This window comes from Microcoleus sp. C2D2 (assembly GCF_036702495.1).
Classification (GTDB): Bacteria; Cyanobacteriota; Cyanobacteriia; order Cyanobacteriales; family Microcoleaceae; genus Microcoleus.
The window spans coordinates 9867-33140 of record NZ_JAUBTO010000054.1 but is presented as its reverse complement, the minus strand read 5'-3'; the positions used below and the strand labels follow the sequence as shown (position 1 = coordinate 33140).

The following is a 23274-nucleotide window of genomic DNA, read 5'->3' as shown; positions in this document are numbered from 1 at the left end:
CACAGGCATAATAAAGAAAATTTTATCCCAGCATGGAATTATCCCGGCATAGAATTATACAGGCAGAAAATTTTGTCTGACCCGTTTTGCCTGGGAGTGGCCCAAAGCTGATATTGTCTGTTAACAATGTACCCCATTCCTTCGCTTTGGACTTTGGCTGCCAGCAATGCGACGATTGCTGGAGGATTTTTGTTGAGCATGGGACGAATTCACTGTATAGAATGTAACAAATGCGGCAGCCGATCGAACTTTTGCACTCAGGCGATCGACTTTTGGCATCGCTGCCCCGCAAAGACAAGTCTGAAGCGAAGTCGTGTAAGTTGAGTATAGCTGTAGGTTTTACCAAAAGAAACCCGGTTTCTGCGAGTCAACTGTTGGCAATTTCGAGTTCTGGAGTAGCACGGGTCAATTCGAGCACCAGTGCTAACTTACCGTCTCTACCCAAAGCTTCATCTGCCAATTGTACCATCCAGCGATTCGGCTTAGCCTGGGGTCTGGCGGCGAGCACCACGGCCCACGCTTCTTGTTCTTTGCCGCGGCCCAACAAGGCAGCACAAACAGTCAAAGCTGTGGCTGTTGAACGGCTGATGCCGCTTTGGCAGCAGACGAGCAAATTGCCCGGGCTCGCCGACATTTTGAGGGCGAAGTCGATAATTTTGATTGCGTCCTCAAGTTTAGGCAAAACCCGATCGGGGTCGTCAACGGGGGTGTCGAGGTCGTTAAATTCCAGCCGCAGTCGGTTCGGGACTTTGTGAAAATTTCTGGGCTCGCGCACGCCGGGACTGCCGATCGAGATCAGGTATTCGATCTGGCGCCCGGCAGGGCGATCGACAATGTAGTCGCTGGCTTCTGCTTCCGCAGCAATCAGGATTTTCGGCAGTTTTTCACCTGAGAAATCTGCCGAAGCTGAGGGCTCTAAATCAACGGTTTCTGCCGAGGTGCTGACATCGGGCAAGTATTGGGCTGCCAGCGCGCGAACGTCAGCAAATTCCCGGTTTAAAGCTGCTTCCAGAGCCAAAAGAGCAGCCCTCGAGCCAATTTGACCGAGGGATTTGACAGCATTTTGACGCACTCCAGAGGTTTCGTCCTCCAGCAGCCGCACCAAACCTGCCACAGCTTCCTCTGTCCCAATTTGCCCCAAAGCAGCAGCAACTCTCCACCGCACATAAGATTCGCTGTCGCCGATGGCGAGCGCCAGTCCCGCTGTCACCATTTTTTGCAAGTTAGGATCTCCGCCTGTATTGAGGTTCCCGAGGGCAACCGCCGCCCTGCCGCGCACGAAAATGTCTCGATCCGAGAGCGCTCGCATTACCGCCACCGCAGCCACTTCGCTGCTGATTTCCCCCAAGGCAGAAACTGCACTGCCGCGCACGTCTGAGTCGTCATGGTTGAGGGCTTCCAGCAAGCCGGCCACAGCCGTTTCCGTGCCGATTTGTCCCAAGGCCTCGGCAGCCCTCAAAGAAACTGCATAGGAGTCGGGATCGTAGAGCAATTCTACTAAGCGGGGTACTGCCTCACAATCGCCGATTTTCCCCAAAGCCGCGGCGGCCCTAGCGCGGACGATGTGATTCGAGTCTCTGAGGGCGTTCCTCAGCCAGGGAACTACCTCAGAGGCGCCGATTTTCCCGCAGTTGACGGCCGCCCGCCAGCGCACCTCGGAGTCTTGGTGTTTGAGCGCTTTGAGCAGTGCGGGGACGGCTGTTTTGGGGTGAATTTTGCCCAAGGCCCAAACAGCCCAGAGGCGCACCCCGGAGGCTTTGTGGTTGAGGGCTTTGAGCAGTGATCCGGCTGCTGGTTTCGAGTCGATTTCTCCTAAAGCCCAAGCCGCCCAAGCTTGCACTTGGGAATCTTCGGATTCGAGCGATCGGGCTAATTCAATTACTGCTGCTTCGGAGCCGATTTTCCCGATCGCCCGAATGGCATTAAGGCGCACTGCACTTTCTTGGTGGTTCAATGCGGCGACCAGCATCGGAATTGCCATATCGGAACTTGTCAGGGCCAGCAGTTGAATTTTGAACTGGGGCGAAGTTGGGATTTTTCCGATTAATTTTATTGTGGCTGTTTGAAATTCTGGCTTTACCGTTCCTGCTAGCTTCGAGCCGAGTTTTAAATTTACTTTTAGGGCTAATTTTACTGCCCGCAAAGCCAGACTTTGCTGTTCTACTTCCGGCAATATTGTCGCCAAGGTGCGCATCCCTTGTTTTTGTTTCAAATATTTTTCATTGAATTGAGCATCGCTGAGCTCGGGTAGCTGTTGGATGAGGGTGGCTGCTGAGTTCATTGATTTACCTATTATTTTGGCGAGCGCTTGAAATTGCTCTTTTAAACTGTCTGTCTTAAAAAAAATACAGCATCTACAAAACTCTACTTGTAAAAAAAGCTTGCACCACTTCTAAAATATGTCTGATCCCGCTATTTTTGCTACTCCCCAATTATTAACTGTCGGGTTTGTTTGGGCAATCAGCTTGACAATTAGTAGCGCTTGCTGCTTGGCGGAGCTAGTTTTTTAGCTAGCCTAACTCTGCTATATCATTTTATAGCAAGTTGGCTGGAAATAGCGATCGGCTCGGTTGAACGCAGCGAACCGGAAACAGCTTGATTGCGGGACTGTCTCTCAACGAGCATAGGGCCCATTTTTCAAAACCTCAGCCAAAGCGTTACCGTTATCTCGCAAACCTTCGTAAAAAAACAGCACTTCTCCTTGAATGCCGCGACAGCGGTTGTAAGCAATTACTTGCAACAACAGCTCGGGATTTATGCTATAATCGCTGCCTCGATTCGCCAACAAAATACCCGGCGACACGCACTGTACTTGCTCGCCGCTAAGCTGTTCCCCAATCAGTCGATCGACCAATTGTTTGTAAGCGTTAAAATCGCGGCGGTAAAACTGCGGGTGAAGCATATCGACCAACTTTTTGTCAACCCAAGATTTAGAATCTTGCAAATATTCCACCAGTCCCCACTCATAAGGACTCGGCGACATCGACAGCAACAAATCAGGATTAATAGCTTTCAATTCTCGGTGCAAGCGAGCCACAAACTCAGTAATAATATCAGCGCGCCAGTGCAGCCAATGTCGCTCTCTACAATGCGGCGGCGGTTCTCTCCCGCACTCTTCTCGGTAGCGTTTAACCGTTTTTTCGTCGTAACCGCCTTCTGCAGGAAGCGCAATGCGATCGTCTCCTTGAACGCCGTTTACCGGATAATTCTTAGCAACTTCCAGCATCAACCCCAGCAAAAATTCTTGCACTTCCGGGTCTAGAGAATTCATCCATTCAAAGTTATTTTTCTTAAGTAAATTGCCGCTGCAATCGCGCGCCGCCCATTCCGGTTTTTTCGCCAGCAAATGACCGCCGTTGAGATTGTAAGAACTCACAAATCCGTATTCAAACCAAGGAATAACTTTGAGACCGACTCTATTTGCCTCAACAATTAATTCTGCCAAAGGGTCGCGACCTTGATAGCGGGCGTCAATTTCCGCACCAAATTGTTCGCGCATAATTTGAGAAGGATAAGCAGTAAAACCCCGGTTCCAAACTACAGGAAAAACTGTATTAAATCCCGTATCGGCTAGAAACTTCATTGCCTCAGCAATCCGCTGTTTTGAGGTGAGAACTTGGCAGTCGGTGCTGGGTATCCAAACGCCACGAATTCCCGGATTTTCAGATGCCAAGGAACTTGGCAGCGCTGCTGGATTTGGTGCAAAATTTTCACCTGCAAACCGCTGTTTGAGTTCCGAAGCCCAACTGCGAATTGCTGATTGGAAAGGTGTGAAAAATGGCATTTATTTATTCTATTTTTGTTGTAAGGTGCGCGCGGCGCACGCTACGTTATTAATTGGTAGCACCGGATATTATTTATGGATAAAATGCGCCGAATAACACGCTACGTTATTGATTGGTAGCACCCGATATTATTTATGGATAAGGTGCGCCGAAGAACACCCGATATTATTTATGGATAAGGTGCGCACTGCGCACCCAGCGGGGGGAAGTTCCGTTTAAAAGGCAATTCCAAAACCTTTCGCTGATGAAAGACCGTACTAAAAACCATCACACGTTAACTCCGTGACAGTGCGATCACCTCCTACATAGTGACCAGCTAGGATAAGTTTGCCTTGACGAAACCCGGCTTTATCAAAAATAGTTAAAACCTCTCCGGTTTGACCTAGAAAGACCAACTCTCCATTCTGAATATCCCATGCTCTCTCATTTGTACTGGAATATCCAATGATTTGTTTGTTACCTATAAAACGAACGTTTCTAGCAACTATGGAACCGTCAGAATATCGCCTCCATGTCCAAGCACAAGATTCAACGATCTCACTCATTGCTCCTGCTTTTGCTGCATCCTGAGCAACAAAAGGAAGATAGATTAAAACAAGGGTAGTGCAAGCGAAAGCAACTTTTTTTAGCATAATTTTCTATTCGTTTGTAACCTAACTATTAGTTGTAAGTAGGTAGGCGGGATTAAACCGAACCATCCAAAAGTATGTCAACAAAGCTGACGAGTGCCGCTAGAGGTGGATTTGGATACTTTACTGTTTACATAGTTGTGTTTTATCGCGCCGACCTACTTACCGTAATTGTGGTCTAACACCCCTTTACAAAGTATAAAACCGCAAGGTATTTAATCCCTAAACCAGACAGGGTTGGTAGTGCGCACCCTACCTTGATTCCTAGCACCCGATATTATTTATGGATAAGGTTTATGGATAGGGTGCGCAGTGCGCACCCCAAAATTGTACTATCGGGCTACTTCCAACAACTGCTCGCTCAAAGCTTCTTTCAAAAGTTCGGCCTTATCAGTTTGCTCCCAAGGCAGCTCTAAATCAGTGCGTCCGAAGTGACCGTAAGCCGCCACATCTTGATAGAAACGGCCGCCTCTTTCAGCAGGCAAATTCTGCAAGTTAAATGCCTGAATGATGCCCGCAGGACGCAGTTCAAAATGCTGCTTCACAACTTCCAAAAGGCGATCGTCATCAACTTTTCCAGTGCCAAAAGTTTCGATCATCATGCTAACAGGCCGCGCAACGCCGATCGCATAACTCAACTGCACTTCGCACTTTTGGGCCAAACCAGCAGCCACGATATTTTTAGCAACGTAGCGACAAGCATAAGCCGCGCTGCGGTCTACCTTGGTGGGGTCTTTCCCAGAAAAAGCGCCGCCGCCGTGGCGGGAATAGCCACCGTAGGTATCCACAATAATTTTGCGGCCCGTCAAACCCGAATCCCCTTGAGGCCCGCCGACGACAAATTTGCCCGTGGGGTTGACAAGGAAGCGAGTTTCTGCATCCGGCTTCACGCTAATATCGGCAAACACGGGTTGGACGACTGCAGACCAAAGGTCTTCTTTGATCTTGGCTTGAACGGCCGCCGTTTCTGCGATGTCGCCGATTGTTTCGGTGTGCTGCGTAGAAATTAAAATCGTATCTATGCCAACAGGTTTGCCGTCCTCGTAAATCACCGTAACTTGGCTTTTGCCATCGGGACGCAGGTAAGGTAACTGACCGGTTTTGCGGACTGCGGCGAGTTGACGGCAAATCCGGTGCGCCAGACTTATAGGCAGAGGCATCAATTCCGGCGTTTCGTTGCAAGCAAAACCAAACATCAAACCTTGGTCGCCAGCGCCGATGGCGTCCAATTCCTCTTCGCTAGCTTCTTCCCGGCTTTCCTGAGCCGTATTGACCCCTTGGGCAATATCGGGAGACTGAGAATCTAGAGCCACCAAGACCGAGCAGCTATTGGCACTAAAGCCGTTGTCAGCGTGGATGTAGCCAATATCGGCTATTTTTTTCCGCGCCAATTCTATGTAATTTATCTGAGCTTTAGTGGTGATTTCGCCCGTCAGCAGCATCAAGCCGGTGTTGACGACAACTTCGGCTGCGACCCGGCTTTTAGGGTCTTCGGTCAGTAAGGCATCTAAAATCGTATCTGAAATTTGATCGCAGATTTTATCGGGATGGCCTTCAGTGACCGATTCAGAGGTAAACAGGTAGTGGCGTGACAATGATTATTTCTCCTTTGATGGGGGCTGTTCCTGCGCGACATCAACGACCGACGAGTTATGTTTCAGGTAAAAGCCCAGAATCATGGCGTCTGGGCTACCGTCGAATTTTTGTCTGTCGGCAGAATTGTTAAAGCAGGGTTTGAAATTGGGTAAAGTGACACTACTATAGCAAAGTCAGTCGGGGGAAATCCTTAACAACTTAGATTTTTTAGGATTCTCGATCGATCTTGTACACCGCTGGTCTACCCCGCTAACCTGACAAAGGTAAGATACAGTCAGGGTATCGCGTCGCGGAAGGACTATGGCAGGAATCCAAAAATCACCAAACTTAATCCAAACGGTTGCAGACCTAGAATTTCCCGGCGGCCCCATACCGATTGACTCTCCATTTTATATCGAGCGATCGCCCGCCGAAGCCCGAGCTTGCGCAGAAATTAGCAAGCCTGGGAGCCTGATTCGCATTAAAGCTCCCATAAAAATGGGCAAAAGTTCGCTGATGCTGCGCATAATTCACGCCGCCCTCGAGCGCGGATACCGCACAGTAACTGTAGACTTTCAGCAAGCCGACGAAGCGGTTTTTGCTAGTTTAGATAAATTTTTGCGCTGGCTTTGTGTCAATGTCGCTCGACAACTCAAACTCAAACCAAATCTCGCTGAATTCTGGGATGAAGATATGGGCAGCAAGGTAAGCTGCTCTCTTTACTTTGAAAACTATTTGCTCGCCGAAAGTGACAGTCCGGTTGTCTTGGTACTCAACGAATTAAATCGAGTATTTGAACGCCCCCATATTGCTCAAGAATTCCTGCCCCTGCTCCGTTTTTGGTACGAACAAGCTCGCGCAAGCGAAGCTTGGCAAAAACTCCGCATTGTCGTCATTCACTCGACCGAAATTTATATTGCTTTGAGTCTTAATCAATCTCCATTTAATGTAGGGCTGCCGATTAAACTCTCTGAATTGACTGCTGAACAAGTCCAAGATTTGGCGCGCAGACACGGACTGAACTGGAGCGATAGCTATCCGATCGAGCAATTAATGAACATGGTAGGCGGGCATCCTTATTTAGTGCATTTAGCCCTCTATCACCTGGCAATTTTGCTGCAAAATCCTCTGTCGGTCGATCGGGATGAGTCTGGGGAGGAACTGGGGCTAGCCGAGTTGGAAGAATTGTTAATAGCAGCTCCTACTCACAGCGGAATTTATAGCGACTACTTACGAAATCAGTCGATCGCCATTCAACAGCAGCCGGAACTGGCATCCGCCTTCCAACAGGTTGTCGATGCCAAAAATAGCGTTCACCTCGAACCTTTTATGGCCTATCAGTTAGACAGCTTGGGACTTGTCAAATTAGAGGGAAATAACTGTAGCTTGTCTTGCGAATTATATCGCCTGTATTTTCAAGAGCAAAATTTGTGCGAGGACAGTTTCTCGGCTGGTGGTTGGGAGGATTTGCAGCAAGAAAATGAAAGGCTGCTAGCTTTGGTGAATGTGGACGAACTTACTCAAATTGGCAACAGACGGCATTTTGACAGTTGCTTGCGAGCGGAATGGAAACAGATGGCTCGCGATGGGTCGCCGATATCTTTGATTATGTGCGACATCGATTATTTCAAAATATATAATGATACCTACGGACATCAAGCTGGAGATGATTGTTTGCGAGCGGTAGCTCAGACAATTCACCAATCACTCCAGGGTCCTACTGATGTAGCCGCTCGCTACGGGGGTGAGGAATTTGCTGTGATTTTACCTCAAACTGATGCGGCGATCGCTCTGCTTGTTGCCGAACACATTAGAGTGAAAGTTAAAGATTTGAAGATTTTTTTTAAGCCGGAGAGATTTGACGGTCTGCCTAATTCTGTGGTAACGATTAGTTTGGGAATTGCCAGCGTTGTTCCGGGGCCGGAAAATGATGCAGCAATGCTGGTAATGGCGGCTGATGAGGCTCTTTATGACTCGAAACGGCAGGGGCGCGATCGCCTCACTATGAGTAAGCTTTTAAATTTTCGATTTGCTACTGTTAATTAGGTAATTCGGGGGAAATATAATTCGTTTCTACGCATACAAAGTCCGCCCGCGCGGACTCTGAAGAAAACGATCGTTAATAACTGGATTAGATGTTAATAGCGGGGGACGGTTCGATCGACCACCATTGAGTAAGCATCGATACCGCCAACGATATTTTTAACGTTGGTAAATCCTCGATTGGCTAACCACTGGCACATTTGAGCCGATCGCACTCCGTGATGGCACAGAACTAGGGTTTCTTTGTCGCGATCGAGTCGAGCGTCAATTTCACCAGACCATTCGGCAAACTCGCTCAGCGGAAAAGCTGCAAATCCCGGCAGCGCCGCGAGTTCAATTTCGTGAGGTTCCCGCACGTCTACAAGCTGCAATTTCTCAGCATTGGTTTCGGCTAATTGGCTACCTAATTCTTCGACTGTAATTTCAGCAAAAATTTGTGACATTTGATTTAAAAAAATTAGTCATCAGTCATCAGTCATTAGTCATTAGTCATTAGTCATCAGTCATTAGTCATTAGTCATCAGTAATATCATGTCCGGTCGAGCGACCGCGATTTTTGTAGGGGCTCCCCTCACCAACAATACCTGCGAACAATCTCCAATCTCAAAAACCCGCCCCGACCGGGATATTATGGTTAATCGATCGGACATGATATCTTTAGTCATTAGTCATCAGTCAGTTAACAGTCAACAGCCAACAGTCAACAGTCAACAGTCAACAGTCAACAGTCAACAGTTAACAGTCAACAGTTAACAGTTAACAGTCAACGGTTATTAATTGAGGCGCGAAGGCGGTGAAATTAGTTCCGCAGGAGGCGTCGGTGCAGGAGGCCCGTCCAACTGGCTCACGCTGCCCCTCGGGTCCAGACAAGTGGCGATTAACCTGTCAGTTGGAAAGTCGAGCCTGCCGCTCAAGCCGACTACGCATTCAGCAAACTGTTGTGGCAATAAACTGCGGCGGCATCCATCGAGAACTAGCAGGGGAGCCGCTGCTTGAGTTCGAGTTTTGCCGTTAATATTCACTACGCAAGTAGCCAATTCCTTGGGACGCCTCACCCGCCGACAGCTAGAGAGCGCTTCGATACCAGAAATATTAGTTTTGCGGTTGATTTGGAGGGCGCATTTAGATATGTCGCGGGGGTGGAGCGCGTCAGCACAAGCGGCGGCGGCTGCCTCTGCAGCCACTCCGGCATCGATTAGTTCCAGGGCGCAGACGCGATAGGGATTCCTATTGCGAGGGATTCTAATAGTGATGGCTGATGCTGGCGAGATTGGCAGTGCACTAGCCAACAAACCGAGTGCTGCTAGCTGCGTGCCGAGAGCCAACATCCAGCGCCCGGTAGCGCTTGAGCCTGTCGGTGCTGGTTTTGGGGAAGAAGTGCGGGAAAAATTGCGGTTGTGCATGGCAGATCGAGTAGTGAGTTTTTTGGCTGATTGGGGCGATCGAGCGATCGGCTTTTCCTTCAGGATTTACCCCACATTATGGATCGCGCTGCGGTCGATCGTTTTTTTATCGATTTTTGTTGGAATTTTCACCCTTACTAACATATAATATAGAGTCTGCATAAAATTGCATACAGATATTAGAGAGGAAAATAAATGTCTCGATATCGAGGCCCCCGATTGAGAATCGTCCGTCGCCTGAAAGAGTTGCCGGGTCTAACCCGCAAAACCCCCAGACGAGATTATCCGCCCGGACAGCACGGTCAAAACCGCAAAAAGCTCTCTGAGTACGCTGTTCGCTTGCAAGAAAAGCAAAAACTCCGTTTCAATTACGGTGTGACGGAACGCCAACTGCTCCGTTACGTCCGCAAAGCCCGCCGAGTCACCGGCTCCACAGGTCAAGTGTTACTGCAATTTTTGGAAATGCGCTTGGACAATACTGTGTTTCGGATGGGAATGGCTCCAACCATTCCGTCCGCTAGACAATTGGTAAATCACGGTCACATAACTGTCAACGACCGCGAAGTCAATATAGCCAGCTATCAGTGCAAGCCTGGTGATGTGGTTGCGGTGAAAAATAGAGAGCGATCGCGCACAATGGTAGAAGCTAATCTCAAAGACCCAGGCTTGGCTCACTTGCCCAATCACTTGGAATTTGACAAGCAAAAACTGGTTGGCAAAGTTAACGGCGTTATCGAACGCGAGTGGATTGCTCTTCAGATTAACGAACTGCTAGTGGTGGAATACTACTCGCGGCAAGCTTAAGTTATTACTCATCAGTCGCTGGTCATTAGTCATCAGTTGGTTGCTAGCAAGTAATTAATAATTCGGTAGGAACCCAGTTATTGATTAATTGCTACTGAATAATGAGGACTGAGGACTGAGGACTAAAAATTAATAATTTTCAACACTCCCACCCCCTAAAAAGGGATGGGATTTTTTGAAGATTTCGCTTGTTAACCGGAACTTACCCCCTGCTGGGATAGTTCTGGGGGCTGTATTCTTTGTCCCGTCTCGGTTTTAGCGACTTGACTGCCGACAAACCGCAGTCATGTATTTAAGATTTTCTTAATATTTAGGGCGAGAGTATTGTTCTGTGATGAATTTCAACAAAAACCGCGCCACATAAGGGTTGTAAGAGATTGTAGTCATGTAAAAGACTTGGACGCTCCGGGCAAGTCTCACCTCGCAATGGTTTCAGCGGAACTTACCCCGCACACGGGGTAAGTTCCGCTGAAAGCCTCGCTTAACAAGGATTTAAGCTAAACCAGCCAGCCAGCCAAATTGGGGTAAATCGCTTGCTGGCCGATCTAACTGGCTGGTCTAATGACTAAAAATCAAAACTCTCAATTTTGATACGTGAAACCTTTCCGTCAAGTCCATTGTCGTGGTCATGTTCTACCTTGACATACTCATTTTCAAAACCATTTTCAAAAGTACCTACCACTAAGTTGGAAGGAGTTTTTTGTTTTACTTTAATGACGGTATAATCGTCATCTTCAGCACCACTTGGGTCATCATAAATTGTAATCTTTGTTAATGGCTGTACTTCGTTAAGTACTAATGAACGAGCCTCATCATTTGGACTAACTCTTTGTGAGATATCAGGTCTATCGGGATAAACTGCTACAACATCTTGTTGTCCGCCATTGCCTTCATACAACGTAATTGTTCCTGCGTATGCTGGTGTAGCAATCGCTAAACTTATTGTAAAAAGAAGCAACGCTAGACCAAAAGCAGCTAATTTGATACCACGTCTTAGCATGAAAAGTGTCCTTTGTACGAAAGTTGTCAGTTATTAAGTAATTTGTCACGTATTAGCAAACGCAACGTTGATTATATTTTCAGAGTTTTTACAAAAATGCAAGGACATTTCTGCCCTCTATCGTTAAGATTTGCGATCGTCCTTCAGGGTCAAAAAACTTAAACCGGAACTTACCCCCTGCGGGGATAGTTCAGGGGGCTGTATTCTTTGTCCCGTCTCGGTTTTAGCGACTTGACTGCCGACAAACCGCAGTCATGTATTTAAGATTTTCTTAATATTTAGGGCGAGAGTATTATTCTGTGATGAATTTCAACAAAAACCCCGCCACATAAGGGTTGTCAGAGATTGTAGTCATGTAAAAGACTTGGACGCTGCGGGCAAGTCTCACCTCGCAATGGTTTCCGACGGAACTTACCCCGCACACGGGGTAAGTTCCGGTTAACTTCCTTGAGTTGCCATTTGCTCGGACGACACCTGCCTGATGGCATTAAATGATGTCCCTTGCCACTATTATTCCCTTAAAAAGTTTCTTGTCCTGTTGGTTCGTGGTGGACAAGACCTCGCTTTTGAAGGCGATAATTCGCTACAACGGGGTAAACAACACCGCGTATCCGATTGATCGCACCTACAGGACGATGAACTGCTAAGCCGTTCCAGGGAGAATATCTCAAGTTTTCGTTGAAATCAGATTGTTTTTCATAATCAATAATCTGATGCTTCATGGTGAGACGACCTACTGTCAAGAAGGGTGATTCCTTTTCCTTCCAGACATTGATGCCATCGTCGATCGGCATTTTTAGGCTGGTTTGGAACTGAATGCCAAAATCCCACCAGTATTCGGCATCAGGTTTCGCCAAAGCTTGAATTAGATCCTCCCGGTAATAATTGTCTGGTTTATTCGGATCTAAACCCAAGGCTTTAGCGCGATCGACAAAGGGAATTTTAGGAATTCCCGGTCGAGATTCTTCGGGAATTATCTCGTGCGGTGGTTGGGATGAAACCGGAGTAAACCCATACTTAATTACAGCAGGATATTCGACAGGAACTAGACCAGGCCCTGAGGGATCGAAATCGGGATAGAGACCCAAAGCAGAGGGTGAACCGCTCCAATATTTGGCTGTTAACACACTCTTCGGAGTCCGGCTACCCGTAAGCGTCGAGACCGCTATAAAGTGTCTGGGATGTCGAAATAGCCACTTTTTCAATGTCTCATCTGATTCAACCAGAGCAGAAAAAAAGCCGTAGTAGTCTTTGATGGTTTGGCTGACAAATATCTCTGAATTGTGAACAATGATATCCTGGGTTTTTGACTCGTGGCTTTGCGCCAGTCGTTCCCCTTCCACCCCCATCACTTTCAATGACATTGAGCGCGAATCTGTTTTGTGATCGGGGTATACTTTGGTAGCCCCGTTAGCAAATCGCAACCAAACAGGATATTCTTTGGGTTTTGCTAGCAAACCTTGCTTAAGGGAAATAGCATTGAGTTGCGAAGAACTTAACGAAGCGCGTTTGCCCAATTCCCCTTTAATCGCTTCCTCATCAAAGTCAAAAATTTCCAGAGTTCCTTTAACGCACGCATGAGTTTTGGCATGAGTATCTCGCAGCGCCCGCTCCTTATCTCCGTAAAGATTATCCATCCGGAGCTTGGCCTGCTCAACCAAAAGATCGTAGTATTTGCGTTCGTCCTGTTCGGGATATTCGGTAAATAACTTCTTGCTCATAAATAACCTTGGAAAAGCTGATTGTGGCGATAATGCTTGGCATTTTTCCCTTCTACTTTACCTGATTTTTCACGTAATGTCGAGGGAACTCAGGTGTAAGTTGTTCGCGGTTAATTGCGTCATCCTCTAAACCGGGAACAACTCACCACTGCGACTGTCGGCTCTTATTGAACAGGAGTTATACATTGGAAAGAAAGGCGTACACTTTACAATTTGTAACCCCACTTTCCTCGTGTTCTGTCAGCTCATTAAGATCGTTCCCAACCCTCATTATAAAAAGAAATTTTGTACTCTTTACCGCCAGGAACATTACGGTTCAGCACCTGCGAGAGGGTCTTGGTATTCATAATCTCTTCCCAACCTACAGGTGAAAAAGTTTCTGGATTGAAGACATTTTCGGCTAATAGAGGATTGGTGAAAGCTTCAGAAAATGCATCAATTCCTATCAGTCGTCCGACTAAAGGAGGTAAGGCTGAATTTGGCCGCAAATCTTCTGCGTAGAGTCCAACATACAACTCAATGTTGTCTACGTGACCGTACAATCGTTTCAATTCTTTTTGGACATCTTCATCGCCACTAATTTGATTGAAATCGGTCACCCGTGGATACTTACAGAGTTCGCGGTAATCGTTGTAGGTTCTTAATTTGGCTGCACGACCTGCACGAATGCTCGCTAGCTCGGTTGGAATTAGGAACTCAGCCGTATTGAATAAACCCAATTGCGCTGCTGGTTGGGAACAACTTTCTTCAAACATAGCTCCCAAACCCTTGTTCACGATCATATCATTGTTCCACATCGACTCGGGCATAGGCATTTCCTTCCCGTCATGGATTAGCTTATCGGGCAGCATACTATGCCAACGATAAACTAAAGTAAATTCTACCATCATCCAATTGTTGCGATACCATTTTTCATCAATAAACGCTGGGGGATCGGTGAAGAATTGGAAGTGATAGGGAGTAAGGTGGTTGATATAATCCTCAAGCACAATTTTAAGAAACTCCGCCATCACGATATTTCTGGCGGTTTGGAAAAGGCGTTCATCATCCCAAGTTGGATAATTCTTTGCTAAGAGGTCGCACACGCGATTATGTTCTCTTAAGCCAAGAACGTTGAGCATTACATAGCCAACTTGCACATTGACTCGCTCTAACTCTATCCCCATTGCAAATAATTTTTGTTTCTTTTCCGGGGGTATTTTATCTGATTTTTTTTCGTCGTATTCACCGACTATTTGATGGGGAATTCCTTGGAATTCTTCCTTAGGCTGTCCGTTCTCATCATAGTAAAAAGGAGGATATTCTTCGCCATTTATAATTTGGCTTTTTAGCTTCCCTCCTTGATTAGACCTCAGCAGGCGAGTAATATTTGCGTTCAACCCATAGACGTTACACATATCTATGTGGTGGTTGGAACTATTTCGGCGCTGATCCAGTCGATCGGTTCGCAGGAAACTGTCGGTAAACCATTGCACGAAATAGGGGAACATAAGAGAGGATTTGGCCGAATATTTCGTCTTCCCTTCTTTTTTGCGGTACAAGACCTCCAAATCCTTAATAGGCGGGAGATTCTTTTCAAAATTCTCTGTAGGGCTTAAATTAACCCCTACGTAGCTTTTATCCGTTAATGGCTTCCAATCGGTAGGCGGTAGATGAAGTCCCGAATAAGAGCGATCGTTTAATGAATCCCAAGAGGTGTAGGGAGACATGGTACTAAACGCATAGGGGCGAGTTGGAATTTTTAAGACGGCATTGTTAATCAGAGTTTTGTTGACTTTTTTGCTAAGTCCCTCGTTGCTTTGAATGAAGCTCCAAAGCGGCTTGAAGTTAGTTAAAAGCAAAGTCTCGATTTTGTTTTTCTGCCCGTCTCTTGATGTATCTCTTTTTGAAGGCATAATTGTTTCTCGTTTGGGTTGTGGTAGATTTGATTGATTGCCAAGCTTCTATTCCGGGATCTCGATCTAGTCTTTTGTCTCCTTTTCAATTGATTTTAATTTTTTATATAAAAGCGCTTCTAGATTCTTGGGGCGGTAGGGTAGGTCTGCGCTTTCAAAACGCTCGATCGCGCTTTCATGAATATCGTCAATGGTCTCCACCACCTCGCGCAACTTGATTCCTGCCAATCTGTAGAACCCAGGATTGTTTTGAAATGGAACCTTATAATCAGGCTTGATATCCTTAATGGCATCTGGGTCGAATTCAAGCTTCAATTCAAGGTCACTGATTTGATCCAACATCCACTTCAAGACAGCATCTGATAACCCGCGGTATGCTAGCGTACCACCGCCGATGCAGCCATGCTCGCCTGGAAACCAAACTTGACGAAGCTTCTGCTTCGGGGCATCAGGATTTTTCTTCATCAGGGTAACATCAAAGATTGCGCGAATTTCGTCGATCGCAACGGCGTGCAACGCCCTCTCAATATCCTTATTTAAAGTGGTGTCGTGGAATTGGTACCTTCTTTTGAGCTTGAGCGGTTCCTCCAACTTCTGCAAGACGGGTACAAGAGGAATACCAAGGGCTCCAACGGTGTCGAAACAACCAAGCAAGGTAATCGGGACGCGATCGCCCTTATCTTTGCCGTATTCTTTGCGGAAACTGTTTGCTTTGTCATGACTTGGTTTAATGCCTCGGTCACGGTAAAGCTCGTAAGCTTGTGATGCCTTGGTAACATAACGGCGGGATAGGAGACCGGAGCAATAGATCATCCCCGCTAGACTCCTGACTGTGTAAGCACCGCGACTGAACCCGAATAGATAGATTTCGTCACCCCGATCGTAGTTGAAAGAAAGAAAACGATAGGCATGTTGGATATTTTTATCGATTCCCAGCCCAGTCACTCCGCCCACAATCTTGTTACTGTCTACTCCAATTCCATCGTCATAAAACACGATCTGCGGAACCCCGTCACTGGCTGTCCGTTTCACGGCCTGGGCAACCCTAACCACATTAGTTGGGCACTGAGTATCTAGTCTGTTCCAAGTTCCATCACAGCAAACGATCAGACGTTTCATTTTTACATTCTCTCTTTTCTCTGAGATTTGATAGCGAGCTGTAATTGCTAATCGGTTACTTGAGAATTGCCAATTCCCCTTTTTGGGTTGCCTCAGCAGGCGATCCCTCCTAATTTCTTGCTCGAAATTGTTATCTGGTTGGGCAATCTTGAGTTATTTCGATCCTCAGGATATTAGTCCCAAAGCACCATATAGTCTAGTTGGCTGTATTAAAAGGTTAATTTTATTTATATTTCTTAAACTTTTTAAATTAGAGCGTGAAATCCTAGGTTTGGTTCTGGGAAAATGCTCGATTCTCCTAACAGGAGTATCGAGCCGACGCCCTAGCTAACAAACATTTAAACAGATTTACGCTCTGCCTTGTCAGCTTTTAAAACAGCTATATCCGATCGATGTGTGCGCTTTTCTGGTTTCTCGATCGGTAAATTTGTGGGAAAATTTTCTAACCCCGGTTAAATTTGAAACGTCCAAAAGTGGGGACGATCGACCGCAGCGAGAAGCTGCGAGGTTCTGGCACCAAAATCAAAGGCAGCAAGCCGAAGAACCGCACAGCAGCCGAGAGGGCAAACAGTGTTCCCAAACTCATGCCCGGAAGTTCGGCAAGAAAGCCGTCGGCGGTAGTTCCCAAAGCCCCAGCTACTGCCGAAACCAGTGGCGATCGCCAAATAAGTCGAGGGTTGCTCGATCGAGGCTATCTCCATTTGAATATTGTTAGTACACAGCCCGATCGCCCCTAAAGTCGTTCCCCCCAGCAAGTGCAGCAGCGGCAGCCACACCCACACCGCAAACGGGTAATTGCCCGTACCCAACCACAGCGAAGGCGTTACGGCCACCACCAGCCCAACCGCAATTAGCAGGGGGCGATTTCCCCAGCGATCGGCCAACTTGCCCCAAAACATCAGCAGCAGTAGATTTGCCCCGGAGTCCAAGCTGCTGTAAATCGTTACCAAACTCACATCCAAGCTTAAATTTTTCAGCAGGTAGATATTAAAAAAAGGCGCGCTGAGATTAACTGCAAATGTCCACAGGCTAAAGTAAAGAATAAACATTAAGAAATTAGAATATTTTAGCGCCGAAGGTACAAAATCTGTTATTTGCTTTTCTTTTTTGTCTGAAAGTCGATCGTTCTCTGCATCTTTTTTGTATAGCTGCGGATTCACATCCACCATGAAGTATTGACACCCCAAACTAATCATTCCCGCCCAAACACCCACCAATAAAACAATACCGTAGCCCAAAAGTCGATCGGCGCCCCAACTTGACACGGACAATCCCATCAACGGCACTCCCAGCAAAGTAATTAAGCTGCGCACACGTTAACTCTTTTTTTTAAGGAACAAGCGATGCCCTTGACCGCTTATTTCTAAACTACTTCACCTGACGGGGTGACAACCCCGTCAAAAGCATTGCCAGTAGCGGATCCGTGACAACTTAAGGTAAAAAAAGATGGGGTCATTTTTCTCAACCCACCCCATCTTTTAAATATGTTTCCTCAATTTTACCTTCTTCACCTGCAACAGCAACTAAAAAATACTGAAGATCTGACTCTCAAAATTTTGGTGTATCTCTGGCAATCTCAGAAACAAGTTAGCATTGAGTTGCTAGCGACCTTAATGCCAAATCCTTTCCAATTTGAAAGCAGAAGGCGCAGCGTACAAAGATTTTTAAAATTATCTAGCCTCAACATTGAAAGCCTATGGTTTCCTCGAGTTCAAGAAATTTTAAAGGCAAAATTTCCCCAGACTCAGACACTTAAATTAGCTATCGAGCCCACTTGTCTGGCGCGACAAAAATATTTTTGTAATTAGTGCGATCTGGTGCCAGCGCGCGCTCCCATTATACAGGCCTATTTGGGACAAGAAAGTCAGCAGTAACATTGAAGAACAAAAATCTCTAATTCTCCCAGGTTTATCGCTCTTAAAAAAAACTGCCATCATCATCTTAGGCGACGGTGAATTTTGTAGGGTTAAGTGGGGTAACTGGCTCTGAAACCCACAATTTAAGTTTGTTTTTAGGGTAAAACAAGAGCGTTATATTCAGCAAGAATATCGCGAATATGTTCACCGCTCAGAGTTAGGATTATTGCCCGAAACTCGGTTTTTTATCGCTGATGTTAAAGTCACGAAACAACCTGGTTTTGGCTTGTTTAATAATGTCGCTGGTTATTGGCGGCGTAAATATCGGGGTAAGGTTGAATATGACGGGTTGCTCGGCTCTCTCTAAGCATTTATCGATTAACTTTAAGGCTATATCTGGTTTCTTTCTGAATTCTGAATCTTGTTTCCCGGATGGTAATGAACTAGCGTGTTGGTATAAAGATACATCTAATGGCAGACTTTTTACTCCATCATATAGATGTGTAGTTACTAAGACTACCCCGTTATCGGTTTTACCAATTTCTCCGATATATTGTCTGCCAATTCCTGCTGTTAATTTTCCACTTTTTCACGAGACCTGAGTCATCTATTATGAGGGTGAATCCTCTCCTAATTTTAGTCTGAGAGTATTGCTGCATTAATTGCAACCGTCGCTCGTTAAGAAGCCCCGCGTTCCAAGGATCTTCAGTCAAAAAATGATGTAATCGGTGATAAGTTACTCCGCAAGCATCTTTTGACATCTGAGTCAAGTTTTTTCGCTCCCGAACTCCCAATAATCCTCCCAGATAGTGCCTGAACCCCGTTTTTTGAGGCAATGTGTGTAAAAACATCGTCGAAACGACGACACCATTTATCGAAACATGGGGGCATGGCGCTTGGAGTTGTTTCCTTAATAGTGTGTTTTTCAAGGTGAAAGCGTTAACTCTCATGGATATTACTATGCTTAGCACTAATTTTTTGTTTAAGTCCCACTAAGAGGATTTGCAGGTGCCGAACATGATTAGAAACAGAAAATTAGCTAAGTCTATTTCTGATGCTGCGCGGTCAGCTTTCCGGCAATGGGTAGAGTATTTCGGCAAGGTATTTGGTGTAGCAACAGTAGCTGTTCCACCGCACTAAGCTGTCGCGCATTTAAATTGTATATTCAGGGCGGGCGGGACACCCCACAAGACTTGAATTTTTTTTGACATACAATTTAAATGCAGAATAGCTTACAGAGCGTCAGAACTGCTCTAACTGCGGGGAAATAGTTGAAAAGTCGCTAAGTGAAAGAACTCACATATGTCCTCACGGAGGTCGCGTACAGGACGGAGATTGGAATGCAGCGCGGAACATACTTGAATTAGCACTTCCTACCGTGGGGCACAGGGGAACGTTAAACGCCTAGGCGAGACATCGACAAGAGGTTGAGTGGGGAAACTCCTTCAAGTAAGCCGAGTCGCAGAAAGAGGAAATCTAAGAAGTGATTCTTAGAATCCCGCTACCTGATAGTCGGGGAGAATGTCAACTTTTTCTCTACTATTCCAATTCTAATTGCAAGGAAGGCATCAGTCGCTGCAAGTTCTTCAGGGATTTTCTCTGCCAGGGGATCTGTTTAGAGCCTTTTATGGCGATTTGAATATTTTTTTGCTGGCGCACTTTGATGACAAATTTTGAGAAAATATTAATTCCCGAACTATTTAAAAATTCTAGGTTTCGCAAGTCTAGAGTAACCGTGTTTGGCGAGGAGTCAGCCACTTCGTTGAGCAAATCGACGATGGGCGCGTATTCTTCCACCAGGCTGAGTCGGAACGCGCCGCAGCAGGTGACTGTTTGGGTAGCGCGATCGTACTGGATCGTGTAATCTTTGGTCTTAATCTCCATACTTTCTCGGTTGTGGGTTGTGAGCGGTAAAGGGGCTTTGGCTGCCGGAGCGAGAATATATCTTCACGCTAGCACGATAAAAATTCGGCCGGCGGGCCGAATGCCGAATGCCTTTGCTTTTGTAACTTGTACTACAGATACTGCCAACTGTACCATTGCCGCAGGGCAGTTATGAGTTATTTTGGGCTCTATCGGTTGTGATACCTGTTTGAAAAAAGAATACAACTTTTGACTAGCTTTCAACCCTGGCAGTCATCAGTCATTGTCAATTCTCAAATCTCAAATCTCAAATCTCAAATTGTATGAGTTGTGGGGGTTGACGAGACCAGCTTTTGCTGAAGTTCCGAGTGATAAATTCGGTTTTTTTTCTCAATAGGGTCTTGACAAAATCACCAAAATGTGAGAAAAATTTCACATCTGACACAGCAGTGAGTGGGAGAATATTTAATGGCAATTTCAGAAATTACAGAAAAGCTTTTGGCTGCTAAAAAAGCTAAGGGAATTAGTTTGGCAGATTTGGAAAAAGTTTTGGGGCGCGACGAAGTTTGGATTGCCGCGGTTATTTACCGTCAAGCAACCGCATCTGAAGATGAAGCCGAGAAAATTGTGTCGGCTTTGGGCCTAGATAGCGAGACGGCTGCGGTTCTCTGTGAACCTCCGTTAAAAGGTTCTTTGGAGGCCTCGGTTCCGGTCGATCCTCTGATTTATCGTTTCTATGAAATTATGCAGGTTTACGGGATGCCGCTCAAAGCAGTGATACACGAAAAATTTGGTGACGGGATTATGAGCGCGATCGACTTTACTTTGGATGTCGAGAAAGAATCAGACCCAAAAGGCGATCGAGTGAAAATAATTATGTCTGGAAAATTTTTGGCATACAAAAAATGGTAAGCCAGTGCTGTTTTACCTACAAGTGAAAATTAAAAATTAAAAATTGGGTCGAATGGCTAATGACTAATGACTAAGGCCTCAAAAGTGTTAACTTAGAAACAGAGATCGCGAAGCTTGACTCCGCCCAAAAACGGAAACAAGCCCCCGACGCCAGAAGTGCAGAGCGCCAAATTTTAGACCAAAGTTCAAGCTCCAAAATTCATCTGTGGAGTAAATCTAAAATCTAAAATCTAAAATCTAAAATCGACTGACTGGCTTGGGTGTCCGATCGGGAAACCTTTCTAGGGCAGAGCAATCGGTCGCTCCCGCGGCAACTTCCCCAGTCGAAACAAGCAACCGCAACCGTAAAGTAAGAGGCAAATATGTCAAAATATGACTCCCATCTGAGATGCTCCTTTTGCGGCAAGTCGCAAGAGTACGTCCGCAAGTTAATAGCTGGGCCCGGCGTCTACATTTGCGATGAATGCGTGGAACTGTGCAATGAAATTTTAGAGGAGGAGTTCTTTGACTCCAGTAAAACAATTGGTCAACAGATTCCCCAATCAGAGGTGCGAGAGTCTCCAGGACAAGGAACGCGACGCCCGGGTCGATCGAATAAATCGAAAATGGTTTTAGCTCAAATTCCGAAACCGACAGACATTAAGCAGCATTTAGACAACCACGTAATCGGCCAGCATTCAGCAAAAAAAGTCCTTTCTGTAGCAGTTTACAACCACTACAAGCGCTTGAGCGTTGACCAAGCTAAAGATAGCGACAAGTCTTTCCCTGACAGCGATGTAGAACTGCAAAAATCCAACATCATGCTAGTTGGGCCGACAGGTTGTGGCAAAACTTTGTTAGCGCAAAGTTTGGCGCAAATGCTCGAAGTCCCGTTTGCGGTAGCCGATGCGACGACGCTGACAGAAGCTGGATATGTCGGCGACGATGTAGAAAATATTTTGCTGCGGCTGTTGCAAATGTCGGATTTTGATGTGGAATCGGCGCAGCGCGGCATTATTTATATTGATGAAATTGACAAGATTGCTCGCAAAAGCGAAAACACTTCGATCACCAGGGATGTATCGGGAGAAGGAGTGCAGCAAGCGCTGCTAAAAATGTTGGAAGGAACAGTGGTTAATGTGCCCCCGCAAGGCGGCCGCAAACATCCTTACCAAGATTTTATTCAAATTGACACGAGCAAAATTCTATTTATTTGCGGCGGTGCTTTTGTCGGTTTGGAAAAAATAGTTGAACAGCGTTTGGGTAAAAAATCCTTGGGCTTTATTCAGCCAACACCAAGCGACAGCAACTCAACTTTGCCGGCGAAAGACAAGCGGGCGGCTGATATTTTGCAGCAGGTACAGCCTGACGATTTAGTCAAGTTTGGTTTGATTCCTGAGTTTGTCGGGCGGATACCGGTGGTGACGGTGATTTCGCCGCTGGATGAGGCAGCTTTGATGCAGATATTGACTGAGCCCCGGAATGCGCTGGTGAAGCAGTATCAAAAGCTGTTGAAGATGGACAGCGTGGAATTGGAATTCCAGCCGGAAGCGCTACGGGCGATCGCCCAGGAGGCCTATCGTCGCAAAACTGGCGCCAGAGCTCTCCGCAGCATTTTAGAAGAGTTAATGCTGGATGTGATGTACGAGTTGCCTTCTCGCAAGGATGTGGCTAACTGTATGATTACTCCTGAAATGGTCGAGAAGCGATCGACTGCTGAATTGCTGTGGCATCCTGCATGGCACAAACAGCACGAAACTGCATAATTTGTAATCTGTAGGGTGCTTGTGGCGCACCCTACAAACTACTAAACAAGTACCCAGATTTATCCCTGGGGTAGCTTTCTCCAATCTAAAATCTAAAATCTAAAATCTAAAATCGATTGACGGCAAGTGCGGTACGATCTGAGATATTGCACCATTGTCAGCAACAGGCTTTCCGGCCTGTTCCACAAAAGATAAATTTTCTCGCTTCACAGGTTGGAAAGCCTGTTCAGAAAAGGCTAATTGAGAATGGTGCAACATAATGAGGTATGATGTGATTTCGCTATCGGTTCTAGCGGGGAGCAGCCGCTAGAGGAAACGGGGAAAGTTCGGTGCAAGTCCGGCGCTGTCCCGCAACTGTAATGAAACCGTTGTGGTTTCTCAAGTCAGAATGCCCGCCGATATCTAACTCACTTTTGAACGCATCTGCGAGGTACGGATGATGGATGGAATTAACACGGCTGTACGCACAAAGCACAGTCTATTTGTTTGCACTGCTTGCGCTAGTGTTTGGAAAAACGGCAAACGCGAAGGCAAAAGCGGCGGTCAACAATTCATGGAAAATTTGTCGCAACTCGCTAAAGATTGGGAGTTTTCCGATCAATTTGAGATTCAAGAGGTTGAGTGCATGAGTGCTTGCAGTCACTCTTGTGCGGTGTCTTTTGCTGCTGTAGGAAAGTACACTTATCTGTTTGGCGATTTGCCAGCAAATGAGTCGGAAAGCGTCGAGGCTGTACTCGAATGCGCGGGTCAATACTATGCTAAACCGGACGGTTTGTTGCCTTGGTCTGAGCGCCCTCAAGCTCTGAAAAAAGGTGTTTTAGCAAAGATTCCACCACTACCAAATTAGATAGGTTTGTAGTAAGGATTTTAGTTTTTTCCCTTTCGTTTCTCGTTCCCAGGCTCTGCCTGGTAACGCATACGCAG

At 46.3% G+C, this 23274-nt stretch carries 21 protein-coding genes, 1 pseudogene and 1 riboswitch; of the genes and pseudogenes, 9 read left to right on the top strand and 13 right to left on the bottom strand.

What is annotated here, in order from left to right; all coding sequences use genetic code 11:
• Nucleotides 1-367 precede the first annotated feature (367 nt).
• From QUB61_RS18340 to metK, 4 genes are all read right to left on the bottom strand, one after another.
• Complete coding sequence (locus QUB61_RS18340; RefSeq protein WP_333127482.1) at nt 368-2281, bottom strand: HEAT repeat domain-containing protein; 1914 nt, start codon at nt 2279-2281, stop codon at nt 368-370.
• 333 nt (nt 2282-2614) lie between these two features.
• Complete coding sequence (locus QUB61_RS18335) at nt 2615-3784, bottom strand: family 10 glycosylhydrolase (RefSeq protein WP_333127480.1); 1170 nt, start codon at nt 3782-3784, stop codon at nt 2615-2617.
• Between the two features lie 258 nt (nt 3785-4042).
• Nucleotides 4043-4417 (bottom strand): hypothetical protein, encoded by a 375-nt coding sequence (locus QUB61_RS18330; protein ID WP_333127478.1) that lies wholly within the window; start codon nt 4415-4417, stop codon nt 4043-4045.
• Between the two features lie 329 nt (nt 4418-4746).
• Nucleotides 4747-6009, bottom strand: a complete 1263-nt coding sequence (gene metK, locus QUB61_RS18325) for a methionine adenosyltransferase (RefSeq protein ID WP_333127476.1) — start codon at nt 6007-6009, stop codon at nt 4747-4749.
• 301 nt (nt 6010-6310) lie between these two features.
• Here metK and QUB61_RS18320 point away from each other — a divergent pair, with 301 nt between their 5' ends.
• On the top strand, nt 6311-8035 hold the full coding sequence (locus QUB61_RS18320) for an AAA-like domain-containing protein (RefSeq protein WP_333127474.1): 1725 nt from the start codon (nt 6311-6313) through the stop codon (nt 8033-8035).
• A gap of 92 nt (nt 8036-8127) precedes the next feature.
• Here QUB61_RS18320 and QUB61_RS18315 read toward each other — a convergent pair whose 3' ends face one another.
• A complete protein-coding gene (locus QUB61_RS18315; protein ID WP_333127472.1) occupies nt 8128-8475 on the bottom strand; it encodes a rhodanese-like domain-containing protein in 348 nt (115 codons plus the stop codon).
• 88 nt (nt 8476-8563) lie between these two features.
• On the opposite strand from QUB61_RS18315, the gene QUB61_RS18310 reads away from it, so the two are divergent.
• Nucleotides 8564-8785 (top strand): hypothetical protein, encoded by a 222-nt coding sequence (locus QUB61_RS18310; protein ID WP_333127470.1) that lies wholly within the window; start codon nt 8564-8566, stop codon nt 8783-8785.
• Between the two features lie 20 nt (nt 8786-8805).
• Here QUB61_RS18310 and QUB61_RS18305 read toward each other — a convergent pair whose 3' ends face one another.
• Complete coding sequence (locus QUB61_RS18305) at nt 8806-9216, bottom strand: hypothetical protein (protein ID WP_333127468.1); 411 nt, start codon at nt 9214-9216, stop codon at nt 8806-8808.
• A gap of 67 nt (nt 9217-9283) precedes the next feature.
• Between QUB61_RS18305 and QUB61_RS18300 the strand changes: the two genes are divergently transcribed.
• Both QUB61_RS18300 and rpsD read left to right on the top strand, forming a co-directional pair.
• Nucleotides 9284-9583, top strand: a complete 300-nt coding sequence (locus QUB61_RS18300) for a hypothetical protein (RefSeq protein ID WP_333127466.1) — start codon at nt 9284-9286, stop codon at nt 9581-9583.
• Between the two features lie 47 nt (nt 9584-9630).
• Nucleotides 9631-10239: a 30S ribosomal protein S4 gene (gene rpsD, locus QUB61_RS18295; protein WP_172190738.1), complete on the top strand. Its 609-nt coding sequence runs from the start codon at nt 9631-9633 to the stop codon at nt 10237-10239.
• Between the two features lie 565 nt (nt 10240-10804).
• Here the strand turns inward: rpsD and QUB61_RS18290 are convergent.
• The 6 genes and pseudogenes from QUB61_RS18290 to QUB61_RS18265 all read right to left on the bottom strand — a co-directional run.
• Nucleotides 10805-11239, bottom strand: a complete 435-nt coding sequence (locus QUB61_RS18290; protein WP_333127464.1) for a hypothetical protein — start codon at nt 11237-11239, stop codon at nt 10805-10807.
• Nucleotides 11240-11757: 518 nt separating this feature from the next.
• Complete coding sequence (locus tag QUB61_RS18285; RefSeq protein ID WP_333127462.1) at nt 11758-12960, bottom strand: catalase; 1203 nt, start codon at nt 12958-12960, stop codon at nt 11758-11760.
• A 248-nt stretch (nt 12961-13208) separates the two neighbouring features.
• A complete protein-coding gene (locus QUB61_RS18280) occupies nt 13209-14855 on the bottom strand; it encodes a peroxidase family protein (protein WP_333127460.1) in 1647 nt (548 codons plus the stop codon).
• Between the two features lie 66 nt (nt 14856-14921).
• The gene (locus QUB61_RS18275) at nt 14922-15974 is read right to left on the bottom strand and encodes a DUF2235 domain-containing protein (RefSeq protein ID WP_333127458.1); all 1053 of its coding nucleotides are present in this window, start codon (nt 15972-15974) and stop codon (nt 14922-14924) included.
• A gap of 452 nt (nt 15975-16426) precedes the next feature.
• Nucleotides 16427-17287, bottom strand: coding sequence for an MFS transporter (locus QUB61_RS18270; protein WP_333127456.1), 861 nt, complete (start codon nt 17285-17287; stop codon nt 16427-16429).
• Nucleotides 17288-18170: 883 nt separating this feature from the next.
• A pseudogene (locus tag QUB61_RS18265) lies at nt 18171-18745 on the bottom strand (IS701 family transposase); the annotation flags it as partial.
• A gap of 102 nt (nt 18746-18847) precedes the next feature.
• Between QUB61_RS18265 and QUB61_RS39935 the strand changes: the two are divergent.
• Together QUB61_RS39935 and QUB61_RS39930 are read left to right on the top strand one after the other, a co-directional pair.
• The gene (locus QUB61_RS39935; protein ID WP_445300226.1) at nt 18848-18970 is read left to right on the top strand and encodes a hypothetical protein; all 123 of its coding nucleotides are present in this window, start codon (nt 18848-18850) and stop codon (nt 18968-18970) included.
• Nucleotides 18971-19097: 127 nt separating this feature from the next.
• The gene (locus QUB61_RS39930; protein ID WP_445300228.1) at nt 19098-19238 is read left to right on the top strand and encodes a hypothetical protein; all 141 of its coding nucleotides are present in this window, start codon (nt 19098-19100) and stop codon (nt 19236-19238) included.
• Between the two features lie 131 nt (nt 19239-19369).
• On the opposite strand, the gene QUB61_RS18255 is transcribed toward QUB61_RS39930, so the two are convergent.
• Nucleotides 19370-19714: a slr1659 superfamily regulator gene (locus QUB61_RS18255; RefSeq protein WP_333127453.1), complete on the bottom strand. Its 345-nt coding sequence runs from the start codon at nt 19712-19714 to the stop codon at nt 19370-19372.
• 447 nt (nt 19715-20161) lie between these two features.
• Between QUB61_RS18255 and cynS the strand changes: the two genes are divergently transcribed.
• The 3 genes from cynS (at nt 20162) to QUB61_RS18240 (ending at nt 23197) form a co-directional block, all read left to right on the top strand.
• Entirely contained in the window at nt 20162-20605 is a 444-nt protein-coding gene (gene cynS, locus QUB61_RS18250) for a cyanase (RefSeq protein ID WP_333127451.1), read from the top strand.
• 362 nt (nt 20606-20967) lie between these two features.
• Nucleotides 20968-22350, top strand: coding sequence for an ATP-dependent protease ATP-binding subunit ClpX (gene clpX, locus QUB61_RS18245; RefSeq protein WP_333127449.1), 1383 nt, complete (start codon nt 20968-20970; stop codon nt 22348-22350).
• 267 nt (nt 22351-22617) lie between these two features.
• Nucleotides 22618-22764, top strand: a riboswitch (cobalamin riboswitch).
• A 22-nt stretch (nt 22765-22786) separates the two neighbouring features.
• Nucleotides 22787-23197, top strand: coding sequence for a DUF1636 domain-containing protein (locus tag QUB61_RS18240; protein ID WP_333127447.1), 411 nt, complete (start codon nt 22787-22789; stop codon nt 23195-23197).
• Nucleotides 23198-23274: the final 77 nt, after the last annotated feature.

What these genes read in the sequence shown, in the direction of transcription:
- QUB61_RS18330 (WP_333127478.1), bottom strand. Translation starts at nt 4,417, where the DNA reads ATGCTAAAAAAAGTTGCTTTCGCTTGCACTACCCTTGTTTTAATCTAT.
- QUB61_RS18310 (WP_333127470.1), top strand. Translation starts at nt 8,564, where the DNA reads ATGTCCGGTCGAGCGACCGCGATTTTTGTAGGGGCTCCCCTCACCAAC.
- QUB61_RS39935 (WP_445300226.1), top strand. Translation starts at nt 18,848, where the DNA reads ATGATTAGAAACAGAAAATTAGCTAAGTCTATTTCTGATGCTGCGCGG.
- QUB61_RS18255 (WP_333127453.1), bottom strand. Translation starts at nt 19,714, where the DNA reads ATGGAGATTAAGACCAAAGATTACACGATCCAGTACGATCGCGCTACC.
- QUB61_RS18285 (WP_333127462.1), bottom strand. Translation starts at nt 12,960, where the DNA reads ATGAGCAAGAAGTTATTTACCGAATATCCCGAACAGGACGAACGCAAA.
- cynS (WP_333127451.1), top strand. Translation starts at nt 20,162, where the DNA reads ATGGCAATTTCAGAAATTACAGAAAAGCTTTTGGCTGCTAAAAAAGCT.
- QUB61_RS18300 (WP_333127466.1), top strand. Translation starts at nt 9,284, where the DNA reads ATGGCTGATGCTGGCGAGATTGGCAGTGCACTAGCCAACAAACCGAGT.
- QUB61_RS18240 (WP_333127447.1), top strand. Translation starts at nt 22,787, where the DNA reads ATGATGGATGGAATTAACACGGCTGTACGCACAAAGCACAGTCTATTT.
- QUB61_RS18315 (WP_333127472.1), bottom strand. Translation starts at nt 8,475, where the DNA reads ATGTCACAAATTTTTGCTGAAATTACAGTCGAAGAATTAGGTAGCCAA.
- QUB61_RS18290 (WP_333127464.1), bottom strand. Translation starts at nt 11,239, where the DNA reads ATGCTAAGACGTGGTATCAAATTAGCTGCTTTTGGTCTAGCGTTGCTT.
- QUB61_RS18335 (WP_333127480.1), bottom strand. Translation starts at nt 3,784, where the DNA reads ATGCCATTTTTCACACCTTTCCAATCAGCAATTCGCAGTTGGGCTTCG.
- clpX (WP_333127449.1), top strand. Translation starts at nt 20,968, where the DNA reads ATGTCAAAATATGACTCCCATCTGAGATGCTCCTTTTGCGGCAAGTCG.
- QUB61_RS18280 (WP_333127460.1), bottom strand. Translation starts at nt 14,855, where the DNA reads ATGCCTTCAAAAAGAGATACATCAAGAGACGGGCAGAAAAACAAAATC.
- QUB61_RS18275 (WP_333127458.1), bottom strand. Translation starts at nt 15,974, where the DNA reads ATGAAACGTCTGATCGTTTGCTGTGATGGAACTTGGAACAGACTAGAT.
- rpsD (WP_172190738.1), top strand. Translation starts at nt 9,631, where the DNA reads ATGTCTCGATATCGAGGCCCCCGATTGAGAATCGTCCGTCGCCTGAAA.
- QUB61_RS18320 (WP_333127474.1), top strand. Translation starts at nt 6,311, where the DNA reads ATGGCAGGAATCCAAAAATCACCAAACTTAATCCAAACGGTTGCAGAC.
- QUB61_RS18340 (WP_333127482.1), bottom strand. Translation starts at nt 2,281, where the DNA reads ATGAACTCAGCAGCCACCCTCATCCAACAGCTACCCGAGCTCAGCGAT.